Source organism: Mesorhizobium sp. M1E.F.Ca.ET.045.02.1.1 (assembly GCF_003952485.1).
GTDB lineage: Bacteria > Pseudomonadota > Alphaproteobacteria > Rhizobiales > Rhizobiaceae > Mesorhizobium.
Genome location: NZ_CP034447.1, coordinates 467,657 through 480,045, shown reverse-complemented (window position 1 = coordinate 480,045; position 12,389 = coordinate 467,657). Strand labels below are relative to the sequence as shown.

Sequence of the window (12,389 nt, the reverse complement as noted above, 5' to 3'; positions counted from 1 at the left end):
GATCGGCGGGCCTGCGGCGCTGGGACACCACCGCCTGGCAATCATCGATATCCATGGCGGCCGTCAGCCCGATGATGCTCCAGGAGGATGGCCGACCTGACTTGGTGCTCGTCTACACGGGTGAGACTTACAACTACCGCGAGCTGCGTCAACAGCTGGCCGGCCTAGGCCATCGCATGAACACGAGCAGTGACACCGAGGTGGCGCTGCACCGCGCCCGCGGGTGGGGCTCTTCGGCGGGTACACTTTTTTCACGAAATCCGTGAATGTTTCTCGCGACATCATCCCGCAATCGGTGGTGCAGCGGGTGAAGAGCCCGTATCCGGCTATCCAGGATGCCGCCTACGACAAAATGCTACGTACGCGGTTCACTGCGGTGCTGGACGACCCTAGTGCGGCAGTGGCACCGCTGTTGTCCGTCGACAGGTCCCGCGCTTTGCTCGGTGCGACCAACAACCTTAAGGGGCTAGGGCGTATCCTGACCCTGCAAGATCTCCTCGCCGACTATAAGGTGCGCCTCACGATCTGAGACGATGGGACAGGATGGCCAAGGAGGTGCGCCGTCTTGCATGCCCCGCCAGCGAGGCGAACCCTCTTGGCTACGCGCGCCACCAGAGACGCTCCATATCGTCAGGCCCGCGTCTCATGCTCAGATGAGCCGGTATTTGGCTCTCTCATCAGCGAACCGAGAGAGCCCATGCCAAGACGGAAGCAAGCAAGACGAACGAGCGTCAGATACCCTGCGCCTGACCCATAAACAGGGCAGTCCGGTGGGCGAGGTGGCAGAGCAACTGAGGTTCGGCAAGACCTCGGTTTCCACCTATTTCTGCGGGCGCTGGAGGCGGGCTGTCGTGCTGGCCCTGCATGCGGCTTTGACGACGATGCGATGTTGAAACACCGTCTGTTGCGCCGAATCGGCCGTCGGCCACACGTTGGGTCGTCATCAGGTTCTCGACAGCTTCCCGGTGTCAAATCCAAACCGTGGTCGGCGATCCCCACCAAGGTGGGAAGGCAGCGCTGACACAGCCGAACGTCGATCAAGTCACGATCAACGATTGCCTCATGTCACATGCCCTGCGGGACTGAAAAACGGAGAAGAACATGTGCGATGCAAAACTGAAGACCGTGCTTTCGCTTTTTTCGCCGGTGGCCAGCAAATTAGATGCTCTCTCGTCCAACGGACCAGCGACGGATGCAAATTGCGTTAAGCTAAATACGAACGAGAACCCGTTTCCGTTGCCGAAGAGCGTAATGCAAAGTGCAATTGCTGCGATCGAACACCAGTATCTTTATCCGGAAGACGACAATCTCAGCTTAAGGGCAGCTGCCTCCGACACTTACGGATTTTCCAAAGATCAGGTGATTGCCGGCAACGGTTCGTCGGAACTGCTCGGACTCATCTACAGAGCTTTCCTCGCCCCAGGAGATAGAGTGGCGATGCTGTCGCCCGGATTTTCGTTCAACCGTAAACTTGCCATGTTGCAGGGTGCTGAGTTTCTCGAAATCGCATCGAGCGAAGCTCATCCCCTGCCGATAGAAAAACTGCTGTCCGGCCCCGCAAAAGACGCGAAGTTCATTCTGTTGGCTAATCCGAACAATCCGACCGGAACATTCGTGCCGGTGGCCGAAATCGAACGCCTTGTGGAGCAAGCAGATCGCTTGATCGTCTTGGATGAGGCCTACGTTGACTTCGCACCCGACCATGCCCTGCGCCTCGTCAATAGGCATCCGAATCTTTTGATCTTGAGGACTTTTTCAAAGAGCTATGCTGCCGCTGGCGTGCGAGTCGGCTTCGGTTTCGGTCACCCAGAAATCATTGGCAGGCTGCGCAACATCCAGAATGTCTTCAACATGAACGTGATCGGGCAGGCGGTCGGGAAAAGCATTCTTGCGCATCGCCACGCCTACGAAGAGAACCACAGGCACATCAAGCATGAACGACAGCGAGTGACCCTGGCGCTGTTGCAACTTGGCTTTTCAGTAACACCCTCCCACGCAAACTTTTTGCTGGCCCGTGTGCCGGCGGGACAGGAGGGCTCATGCTGGCAAGCCGCGTTGAAAGAGCAGAAGATCCTCATCGCCAGCTTTCCTGACATAGATTTGAAGAACTGCATTCGCGTCAGCATTGGCACCACAGAGCAGATGGACAAATTCCTTGCTGCCGCCAAAAACGTTTGTATGAACGTTAAGAGGAATCGCGGTATGCACAAGCATGAAGTCAATTCACATTGCTTTGGAAATGTATCAAGTAATAAGTGTCGATGTGTTGTGAGTTATGATGTTTCCAATAGTGGATAAATCATAGGTAATTTGGAGAATAATTAATTGAAGAAAATTTTCGCTTCGGGCCTGACCTTCGGCATCTTCGATCATCTGGACGAAAACGGCGATGACATCGCCCAACAATATGCAGATCGGCTGAGCCTAGCAGAAGCGTGCGATGGCTATGGCTTTTATGCGTATCATCTCGCAGAGCACCACTGTACGCCGCATGGCAGAGGTCCATCACCGAATTTGTTCTTAGCGAGCGTCGCCCAGCGAACCCGCAGTCTTCGTGTTGGTCCCATGGTAATGCTACTTGCGCTCTATCATCCGCTGCGTGCCTTCGAGGAGATCTGCATGCTTGATCAGTTGAGCGGCGGCAGGCTTGAACTCGGCATAGGGCGCGGCTCTGCTCCGACTGAATTGGGATACTTCGGGGTTGCTGTAGAAGCAGCACCAGAACAGTATGCGGAGGCCAGCGAGATTCTCATCAATGCGATGAAAGGCGGGACGCTTTCTTATCAGGGCCGCCACTTTGAGTTGAAAGACGTTCCGCTGACGTTGAGACCTCACCAATATCCCCATCCGCCGACATGGATCGCCACCAATCGACCCGAGCCGGCTAGCTGGGCCGCCGCGAATGGGGCAAACATCGCCTGCGTCGGACCTTCCACTTCTGTTCGCAGCGTTACCGACGCGTTCCGCGCCGCCCGAATTCACGATGCTGACATTGGCCACCAAGCGCCATTTCTTGGATTGCTCCGAATGGTGGTGATAGAGCGTTCTGAAACAGATGCGTATTTGCTCGCAGCACCTGCCTATGAACGATGGCTCAAGAGCTTCAAATTTCTATACGAACTAAATGCCATTCCCACTCCACCAAACTTGCCTCTGAACTTCGATGCAGCAATTGAAAGTGAATTGTGCGTCGTGGGAACGGCAGCTTCTGTCCGAAAAGCTCTCCTTGATCAGTTGGAAGAGGCAGGTGCTAATTATCTTCTGTGTCAACTGGCATTTGGGGATTTGCCGCTGGATGCGTCCCTATACACCGCATCGACCATTCGATCCGAAATCATGGCTCGAGTTGGCGCATCGTGAAATCCGTTGCGTGATTGGAGGAGCAGCGGCAGCGCTGCTCCTCATTCCGAAACGGTTGTGGGGGCCGAACCTCTTGTGTCAGGCGTAAACCACTAGAGCACGTCCTGTTTGATCCAGTTCATATCCTGCGGCTTTGAAGTAGTTGGCACATTCGGCTGGGGTGAAGAGGTCGACGACCGCGCCGACGCGTCTCATAGAGCCTTGATGGTTCTCTCGGCTTTGCTCGCAGCAGCGCCTTAAGTTTGGCGAAGGCGTTCTCAATCGGATTGAAGTCGGGACTGTAGGGCGGCAGGTAGAGCAGGCTCGCGCCCGCGGCCTCAATCGCGTCGCGCACGCCGGCGGCCTTGTGGGCGGGCAGGTCGCCCATGACGACTACGTCGCCCCGCGACAATGTCGGTGAAGGCCTTGGTCTTCCAGTGGCATGTGGCACGCCGGCCTGGCAGCGCTCGCCGCGCAGGGTTCTCCAGGCGGATGTCGCCAATGTCAAATTTGCTGGCATCCATGCCGCCATCGCTTTCTGGTTCCAGATCGAAAAATCGCCGAATGGAACCAGCGCATCAACCTGCGCCTCAAGGAGCTCACTGCCACTTTCGGTCGGCGGGGTGTGCCGCCCCACAAATAGAACATCAATTGTCGTGCCAACCGCGCAAGCGAAGGCCAGAAAGCCAACCTGTGTTTCTACGGCTTAATTGAGAGGCAGCCGATGTCGGCCGAACATCACCTTGTCTCGAAGTCGACGAATCCGACAGCAGGTTGCGAAAGTGCGCGCGACGCGAACAAACTGCTGAAGCGCTCAACTCTTATTGATCACGCGTGTTGGACGCGAACCATTCTCGTTCCAATCGGGCTGAGCGCAAATTCTCCCGGTTCACAAAATTGCGTTGCTGGAGTAGTGGGGGCGCAGAGAAATCTCCGGTCGCAGCCTTACCCGGTCAAAACAAGGATACCAATGATGAAGACTCTCGCCGTCTGCTCTGGCGGATTGGACTCCGTTTCCCTTGCTCACATGGTGGCAGCGGAGCATGAACTCACCGGCCTTCTATCTTTCGACTATGGCCAACGGCACAGGAAGGAATTGGGCTTCGCCGCTCTTTGCGCGGAGCGACTGAAGGTCCCGCACCAGATCATCGACCTCCGCGAAATTGGCCGTGGCCTTTCCGGCTCAGCGCTCACCGACAGTGTCGACGTGCCGGACGGCCATTACGCCGAAGATACTATGAAGATTACGGTGGTGCCGAACCGCAATGCCATCATGTTTGCAATCGCCTTCGGGCTGGCCGCCACGCATAAGGCAGAAGCGGTGGCGGCGGCCGTGCATGGTGGGGATCATTTCATCTATCCAGATTGCCGTCCGGCCTTCATCGAAGCTTTCCAGACAATGCAAGACCGCGCGCTCGACGGCTATGCGCAGATACGCCTCTATGCACCGTACGTGAACCTCGGAAAAGCTGACATTGTGGCGGATGGCGCAAGATACGGCACCCCGTTTGCCGAGACCTGGTCCTGTTACAAGGGCGGCGTGCGTCACTGCGGGCGATGCGGGACCTGCGTCGAGCGGCGCGAAGCGTTCCATCTCGCCGGGCACGCTGATCCCACCGACTACGAGGACGCCGATTTCTGGCTCGAGGCACTCCGCAGGAGGCGCGCGTAATGTTCCACATCAGCAAGGAATTCCACTTCTCGGCCTCGCATCAGCTCACCTCCTTGCCCCCCAACCATCAATGTGCGCGCCTGCACGGGCATAACTATATCGTCGTAGTGGAGCTATCGGCCAAGGAACTGGACGCCCGCGGCTTCGTGCGCGACTATCACGATCTGGCGCCGCTCAAACGCTATATTGACGAGAGCTTCGACCATCGGCACCTCAACGACGTGCTGGGACATGAGAAAGTCACGGCGGAATGCCTGGCCAGACATTTCTATGAATGGTGCAAGGCACGTCTGCCGCAGACCACGGCCGTGCGCGTTAGCGAAACACCGAAAACTTGGGCGGAATACCGTCCGTGACCGACATGCATCCCGCAATCCGTGTGAGCGAGATATTTGGGCCGACGATCCAGGGCGAGGGCGTGCTCATCGGCTTGCCGACGGTGTTCATCAGAACCGGCGGATGTGATTATCGCTGTTCATGGTGCGACAGCCTTCACGCGGTGGACAATCAGTATCGCAATGAATGGCTACCGATGCCGATCGATGCCGTGTGGCAAACCGTCCATGCGCTTTCCGGCGGCAGGCCGGTTATGGTCTCCTTGTCAGGCGGCAACCCGGCCATTCAGCCGTTCGGTCCCCTCATAGAACGAGGCCATCGCGAGGGCTATCGTTTTGCACTGGAAACGCAGGGTTCCGTGGTGAGGGAGTGGTTTGCGGATCTTGACGTGCTGATCCTTAGCCCAAAGCCGCCGTCCAGCGAAATGACGACCAGTTGGGCTGCGTTTGAGGCGTGCCTCGAAGCGGCGCAAGAGAAGCCGCAAATCGTGCTCAAGCTCGTCGTTTTCGACGAGAGTGACTATGCCTACGCCAAAGAAGTCGCGGCGCGATATCCGCACCTTCCGATCTATCTGCAACCCGGCAATCACACGCCGCCGCGCCCTGGCAGTGAAGACACCTCTGTCGACTTGGACGGAATAATGATGCGAATGGAATGGCTTGTCGAAAGGGTGACCAGCGACAGGTGGTTCGAAGCCCGCGTGTTGCCGCAGCTGCACGTTCTGCTTTGGGGTAACAAGAGGGCGGTCTAGTCTGCGGCTTGCGTCGCACCGGAAGGCCGGGCTCCGACGGCTTGGCAGGCTCTCTTAGCGTGCCGAGTACAGCCGAGCTTTGTTCGCGCCAGCGGTCTCGCATTGTGCGGCTGGAAACCGCCCGGACACCCGCTGCCGGCGTGTGTTACCTTGACTCCGATGAGCGGTCGTCACGCAAAGTTGAAATCCGCAAGAACTGGCCTTCTCGCCCCAGCTGCTTGACTGTTTCCTCCGTCGCAAGCACGTCATCCCTCCCATCCTTGTCCAGCCCTTATCGATGTATCTCATGGTCCGGCCTGACGCTCGACTGTCAGACACCAGAACGCCAAAGGGGCTGGCCCGCCGGTCAACGGCAGCTGCTAAACAGAACGGCGATGTGCATGGGAATGCATCCGTTGCTTAAATGCCTTCCATAAAGAAGATCGATTTCCTCACTGGCCCAACGATCTCATGGATTTGTTCACGCAACAGGTGAAGCCGTCCGAGATTACGGCGCAACTCGGCTCGGCTTCGTTCCGGTCGGGGCATACGCTACCCGCACCGTCGGACCCTTTGCCCGCGCGTGTTCGATTGCCGCTCACTCGTCATCTTCTGGCGGTTCTAGTTTGCCAACCGAAACCTCTAGCCTCGTGGTGCACTCAATAAGGTTAGCTAGCAATTTGGCATCAATGTCTGTGTGCCCCTCGTACTCGGAGAGGTTTCGCTCGTTGTGCGCCTTTAGAAAAATCTGAATGTCAGCCTTGTCGGTTCCGACGGTATGAACGAGCGCTTGAAACACCGAAGTGCGATTGTCCGAGCGATAGCCTTCGCGGCGTAGGGCTGCCAGGGCAAGCCGATGCGCAGCTCCATATAAGAGAGTGAATTGGCTGTCGGGGTCGAGACCTTTCTGTGCGTCAGTTAAATTCTTGCGCGCGCCACCCAGCATGCCGTCATATTCGGACAGCGATGGGGGCTCACTTTTCATCAGCCCAATCTTTACGAGGTTGTCTAGTTCTTGCTTGCCCACGCTTGTAAATCTTTCTCCGAGCCGATGAGGAAAATCTTTGGAAGGGTACTTACCTTGCGGACAAACGACCCTTTCTGAGACGCCTTTCGTTGCCATTCCTCCGGCGACAGAAATGTCGGACTGACCTTTCGGCCTAGTCTCAGTTCCGCGTTTTGTGCGGCTGAATAAAGTTCAGAGAGGTTCAGGTTATCGCCGACCACCATCAAATCGATATCGCTGCGTTCTGTGTCCGTGCCTTTGGCGACTGAACCGTACACGAAGGCAGATTTGATCGAATGAAAGTGCGACAGCAATTCCCTTAGTGGCTCGGTTGGTATTTGGTTCTTAAGTGAAAAGTGCGCCGTGCTCTGCAAAGCAGGGGGGGCTGCGTTCTCAGGCCCCGCGCTAGTGCCGTCACGATGCGCCTTTAGGCGCTGGTATTCATCGACCGAAAGCAGCACAAGCCGTTCGCGGCCATTCTTGCTGATGATCACGGGTTCCGCTAGCGCCTTGTCCTGATACACCCCAAAGTTGCGCTGAAATTCAACCGAGCTAATGACCGACATAGAATTGTCCCGATAATCCGTCATATCCGTATAATACGTATCTTTTTGAAAATATCAATGATCTCGTGCTAAGGTACTGAATTACTTGCCTTCGATATAGCGCGTCGGCGGAACCAACTCGTAGACGGGCTATGAAAGGTTAAGCGCGGATGTCTATCGGCCGCCGGCGTTCCCGCTCCGCAAGCCTGCCTGAACTATTCCGCGCGGCGGTCAAGCCCCAGGCTCCTGCTCATCCAGCGACCGCAGGCTGGAAAAGACAATAGCCGACGTCTTCCGATGGTCTCGCCATCAGCTTTGGGCTAGCTCCCCATTATCCCGCTTCGAGCTCGACACAGGGCGGTTTCGATGGCGCACGACAATCTGTGTCGGCTTTGTCGTGTCCGTGACAGACGCCTGAAAGGCCCGCTCGCGCGTTTTGCCGCCGTCTAAGTGGCTGGAATTTAATAACAAAGTTTCTTCTCGGATCGGCCGATCACGCTGGTACGCTTTTTGCGATGCTTGGTGTGAGGTGGCACGAGCTGCCTATCGGCACTTGTGTCGCGGGCAGTCGCGATGATTAGAACGAAGGAAGGAAAGCTATTATGTCAGGTCTGCGTCAGATCGCCTTTTACGGCAAAGGCGGCATCGGCAAGTCCACCACCTCCCAAAATACGCTCGCCGCCCTTGTCGACCTCGGGCAGAGAATCCTCATCGTAGGATGCGACCCCAAAGCCGATTCCACACGCTTGATCCTGAATTCGAAAGCTCAGGATACCGTCCTGGATCTCGCCGCACAGGAAGGTTCGGTGGAAGACCTCGAACTCCAGGACGTGCTCAAGGTCGGCTACAGAGGCATCAAGTGCGTGGAGTCCGGCGGCCCCGAGCCGGGTGTCGGTTGCGCCGGCCGCGGCGTCATCACCTCGATCAATTTCCTCGAGGAGAATGGCGCTTATGACGATGTCGATTATGTCTCCTATGACGTCCTCGGCGACGTGGTATGCGGCGGCTTCGCCATGCCGATCCGCGAAGGCAAGGCCCAGGAGATCTACATCGTCATGTCCGGCGAGATGATGGCGCTCTATGCCGCCAATAACATCGCCAAGGGCATCCTCAAATATGCCCATTCGGGCGGTGTGCGGCTGGGCGGGCTGATCTGCAATGAACGTCAAACCGACCGTGAACTCGATCTGGCCGAAGCACTGGCTGGCCGATTGAATTCCAAGCTCATCCACTTCGTGCCCCGCGACAACATCGTCCAGCATGCCGAACTCAGGAAGATGTCGGTGATCCAGTACGCGCCGGACTCCAAGCAGGCAGGGGAATACCGCGCTCTGGCCGAGAAGATCCACGCCAATTCGGGCCAGGGTACGATCCCGACGCCGATCACCATGGAGGAGCTGGAGGAGATGCTGCTCGACTTCGGCATCATGAAGACCGACGAGCAGATGCTTGCCGAGCTTCACTCCAAGGAAGCGGCGAAGGCGGCGGCCCAGTAGTGACATTAGCGCTGCCATGAATCGGCGCGCCTTGCAGAGAACGGCGCCTATTCGTTGAGGCGTCACCCAACCTTGAAAGGGGACTCATGAGCCGGGAATACGAGAATGACGGTGCTCTTCATGCGAAGCTTATCGAAGAGGTGCTGTCGCATTATCCCGACAAGGCGGCGAAGCGCCGCAAGAAGCACCTCAACGTCGCAAAGAGCGGCAACGAGGCTGGCGGGGAAAGCGAGGTCCTTTCCGAATGCGACGTCAAATCGAACATCAAGTCCATTCCCGGGGTGATGACGATTCGCGGCTGTGCATATGCGGGTTCGAAAGGCGTGGTGTGGGGGCCAGTCAAGGATATGGTCCATATATCGCACGGCCCGGTCGGCTGCGGCCAATATTCTTGGTCGCAGCGCCGCAACTACTACGTCGGTACGACGGGCGTCGACACGTTCGGGACAATGCAGTTCACCTCCGATTTCCAGGAGAAGGACATCGTCTTCGGCGGCGACAAGAAGCTGGAACAGATCATTGACGAGATTGAAGTCTTGTTTCCGCTCAACAACGGCATCACCGTGCAATCCGAATGCCCTATCGGCCTGATTGGCGATGACACCGAGGCGGTTTCTCGCAAAAAGACCAAGGAGTATGACAAGACGATCGTGCCGGTACGCTGCGAGGGTTTCCGCGGCGTCTCGCAGTCGCTTGGCCACCACATCGCCAATGATGCGATCCGGGATTGGGTCTTCGACAAAAAGGATGTCAAGTTCGAGGCCGGCCCCTACGACGTCAACGTCATCGGCGACTACAATATCGGCGGCGATGCCTGGGCCTCGCGCATACTGCTTGAGGAGATAGGGCTGCGCGTGGTCGGCAACTGGTCGGGTGACGCCACACTCGCAGAGATCGAGCGCGCCCCGAAGGCTAAGCTCAATCTTATCCACTGCTACCGGTCGATGAACTACATCTGTCGGCATATGGAGGAAAAGTATGGCGTCGCTTGGATGGAGTACAATTTCTTCGGTCCCTCCCAGATCGAAGCCTCTCTGCGCAACATAGCCAAGCATTTTGGGCCGGAAATCGAGGAGAAGACCGAAAAGGTCATTGCCAAGTACAGGCCGCTTGTTGATGCGGTCATCGCCAAGTACCTGTCGCGCCTGGAAGGAAATACCGTGATGCTCTATGTCGGCGGCCTGCGCCCCCGCCACGTCGTCACGGCCTACGAGGACCTCGGCATGGTCATCGTGGGCACCGGCTATGAATTCGCCCACAGCGACGACTATCAGCGCACCGGCCACTACGTGAAGAACGGCACGCTGATCTATGATGACGTGACCGGCTATGAGTTGGAGAAATTCATCGAAGGGATTCGCCCAAATCTGGTCGGCTCGGGAATCAAAGAAAAATACCCGGTGCAGAAGATGGGCATACCGTTCCGCCAGATGCATTCCTGGGATTATTCAGGCCCGTATCACGGCTACGATGGCTTTGCCATTTTCGCACGTGATGTGGATCTCGCCATCAACAACCCGGTCTGGGACCTATTCCACGCGCCTTGGAAAAGAAGCCGGGGCGATGAGCGGGCGATGGCTGCCGAATAAACATCTGCTTTAGCCCCAGTCTCCCACTGGGACGGTGAACTCCCGCGGCCTCTGATCCGCCGGAGCCTGGAACGTCTCGACGTCCTGAGCTGCCGTACCGCGCAGCCAGATGCAAAAGAGGTAATCATCATGCCGCAGTCGGCTGAAAAAATTCTCGATCACGCTCCCCTGTTCCGCGAGCCGGAATACAGAAAGATGCTCGCTGAGAAGAAGCTAAACTTCGAATGTCCGCACCCCGATGAGATCGTTTCCGATCAGCGCGATTTCACCCAGACGTGGGAATACCGCGAAAAGAACCTCGCCCGCAAAGCGCTTGTCGTGAACCCGGCCAAGGCCTGCCAGCCGCTGGGTGCGGTATTCGCTGCCGCCGGCTTCGAGCGAACCATGTCCTTCGTCCACGGCAGCCAAGGTTGCGTCGCCTATTACCGCTCGCACCTGTCGCGCCATTTCAAGGAGCCTGCCGCGGCGGTCTCCTCCTCAATGACCGAGGATGCGGCGGTGTTTGGCGGCCTGAAGAACATGGTCGACGGGCTCGCCAACACCTACCAGCTCTACGACCCGAAGATGATTGCCGTGTCGACGACCTGTATGGCAGAGGTCATTGGCGACGACCTGCACAGCTTCATCCAGAACGCCAAGGACGAAGATTCAGTCCCGCGCGACTTCGACGTACCCTTTGCCCACACGCCGGCCTTCGTTGGCAGTCATGTCGACGGCTATGACAACATGGTCAAAGGCATTTTGGAGCACTTCTGGAAAGGCCAGGAGCGTACGCAAGTCGAGGGAACCATCAACATCATTCCGGGCTTCGACGGCTTCTGCGTCGGCAACAACCGGGAGCTCAAGCGCCTCCTCGATGTAATGGGCGTGTCCTACACATTGATCCAGGATGCCTCTGACCAGTTCGACACGCCTTCGGACGGTGAATACCGCATGTATGACGGGGGCACGAAGATCAACGAGGTGAAGAAGGCCCTCAACGCCGAGGCAACGCTTTCGCTGCAGCATCACAACACCCGAAAGACGTTGGGCTATTGCGAGGAGGTCGGGCAGGCGACGGCCTCGTTCCACTATCCGCTCGGCGTTCAGGCGACCGACGAATTCCTGATGGAGGTCGCGGCGATTTCCGGCAAGGAGATCCCCGAGGCAATTCGCCTCGAGCGCGGCCGACTGGTAGACGCCATGGCGGACAGCCAATCCTGGTTGCATGGTAAGAAATACGCCATCTACGGCGATCCCGACTTCGTTCACGCGATGGCCCGCTTTGTCATGGAGACCGGCGGCGAGCCAACCCATTGCCTCGCCACCAATGGCACCTCGGCATGGGAAGCCGATTTGAAGAAGCTGCTAGCATCCTCGCCTTTCGGCAAGGCTGCCCAGGTTTGGGCGGGCAAGGACCTGTGGGCGCTGCGCTCGCTGCTCTTTACCGAGCCGGTGGACCTTTTGATCGGCAATTCCTACGGCAAGTACCTGGAGCGCGACACCGGAACGCCGCTGATCCGGCTGATGTTTCCGATCTTCGATCGGCACCATCATCACCGCTTTGCGCTCTTTGGCTACCAGGGCGCGTTGCGCGTGCTGACGACGATCCTCGACAAGATCTTCGACAAACTCGATCGCGAGACGAGCGAGACGGGTGTGACGGATTATTCCTATGACCTCACGCGCTAAGAGCC

At 57.4% G+C, this 12,389-nt stretch carries 11 protein-coding genes and 1 pseudogene; 9 read left to right on the top strand and 3 right to left on the bottom strand.

Annotated features, from left to right (window positions below; translation table 11 throughout):
* Nucleotides 1-223 precede the first annotated feature (223 nt).
* The 3 genes from EJ070_RS02220 to EJ070_RS02210 all read left to right on the top strand — a co-directional run bounded on the left by EJ070_RS02220 (nucleotide 224) and on the right by EJ070_RS02210 (nucleotide 3,360).
* Nucleotides 224-529, top strand: coding sequence for an asparagine synthase-related protein (locus tag EJ070_RS02220; RefSeq protein ID WP_165778306.1), 306 nt, complete (start codon nucleotides 224-226; stop codon nucleotides 527-529).
* A 572-nt stretch (nucleotides 530-1,101) separates the two neighbouring features.
* Nucleotides 1,102-2,298, top strand: coding sequence for a histidinol-phosphate transaminase (hisC, locus tag EJ070_RS02215; RefSeq protein WP_126038032.1), 1,197 nt, complete (start codon nucleotides 1,102-1,104; stop codon nucleotides 2,296-2,298).
* Between the two features lie 27 nt (nucleotides 2,299-2,325).
* Nucleotides 2,326-3,360 (top strand): LLM class flavin-dependent oxidoreductase, encoded by a 1,035-nt coding sequence (locus tag EJ070_RS02210; protein ID WP_029356540.1) that lies wholly within the window; start codon nucleotides 2,326-2,328, stop codon nucleotides 3,358-3,360.
* Between the two features lie 78 nt (nucleotides 3,361-3,438).
* On the opposite strand, the pseudogene EJ070_RS02205 reads toward EJ070_RS02210, so the two are convergent.
* A pseudogene (locus tag EJ070_RS02205) lies at nucleotides 3,439-3,742 on the bottom strand (transposase); the annotation flags it as partial.
* Nucleotides 3,743-4,312: 570 nt separating this feature from the next.
* On the opposite strand from EJ070_RS02205, the gene queC reads away from it, so the two are divergent.
* From queC to queE, 3 genes are read left to right on the top strand one after another with little or no spacing between them, the layout of a single operon-like run.
* On the top strand, nucleotides 4,313-5,011 hold the full coding sequence (queC, locus tag EJ070_RS02200) for a 7-cyano-7-deazaguanine synthase QueC (protein ID WP_029356538.1): 699 nt from the start codon (nucleotides 4,313-4,315) through the stop codon (nucleotides 5,009-5,011).
* The gene (gene queD / locus EJ070_RS02195; protein WP_029356535.1) at nucleotides 5,011-5,367 is read left to right on the top strand and encodes a 6-carboxytetrahydropterin synthase QueD; all 357 of its coding nucleotides are present in this window, start codon (nucleotides 5,011-5,013) and stop codon (nucleotides 5,365-5,367) included. Before queC ends, queD begins: the two co-directional genes overlap by 1 nt.
* A gap of 5 nt (nucleotides 5,368-5,372) precedes the next feature.
* The gene (queE, locus tag EJ070_RS02190; protein WP_029356533.1) at nucleotides 5,373-6,098 is read left to right on the top strand and encodes a 7-carboxy-7-deazaguanine synthase QueE; all 726 of its coding nucleotides are present in this window, start codon (nucleotides 5,373-5,375) and stop codon (nucleotides 6,096-6,098) included.
* A 577-nt stretch (nucleotides 6,099-6,675) separates the two neighbouring features.
* On the opposite strand, the gene EJ070_RS02185 is transcribed toward queE, so the two are convergent.
* Complete coding sequence (locus EJ070_RS02185; RefSeq protein WP_029356531.1) at nucleotides 6,676-7,104, bottom strand: hypothetical protein; 429 nt, start codon at nucleotides 7,102-7,104, stop codon at nucleotides 6,676-6,678.
* Entirely contained in the window at nucleotides 7,086-7,649 is a 564-nt protein-coding gene (locus EJ070_RS02180; protein ID WP_240992587.1) for a type II toxin-antitoxin system prevent-host-death family antitoxin, read from the bottom strand. The genes EJ070_RS02185 and EJ070_RS02180 overlap by 19 nt, the downstream gene beginning before the upstream one ends.
* Before the next feature lie 581 nt (nucleotides 7,650-8,230).
* Between EJ070_RS02180 and nifH the strand changes: the two genes are divergently transcribed.
* The 3 genes from nifH (at nucleotide 8,231) to nifK (ending at nucleotide 12,384) form a co-directional block, all read left to right on the top strand.
* Nucleotides 8,231-9,124 (top strand): nitrogenase iron protein, encoded by an 894-nt coding sequence (gene nifH, locus EJ070_RS02175; RefSeq protein WP_024505261.1) that lies wholly within the window; start codon nucleotides 8,231-8,233, stop codon nucleotides 9,122-9,124.
* 86 nt (nucleotides 9,125-9,210) lie between these two features.
* Nucleotides 9,211-10,713 carry a nitrogenase molybdenum-iron protein alpha chain gene (gene nifD / locus EJ070_RS02170; RefSeq protein ID WP_024505262.1) on the top strand — a complete coding sequence of 501 codons (1,503 nt, stop codon included), beginning with the start codon at nucleotides 9,211-9,213 and terminating at the stop codon, nucleotides 10,711-10,713.
* A gap of 129 nt (nucleotides 10,714-10,842) precedes the next feature.
* Entirely contained in the window at nucleotides 10,843-12,384 is a 1,542-nt protein-coding gene (gene nifK / locus EJ070_RS02165; protein WP_126038034.1) for a nitrogenase molybdenum-iron protein subunit beta, read from the top strand.
* Nucleotides 12,385-12,389 lie beyond the last annotated feature (5 nt).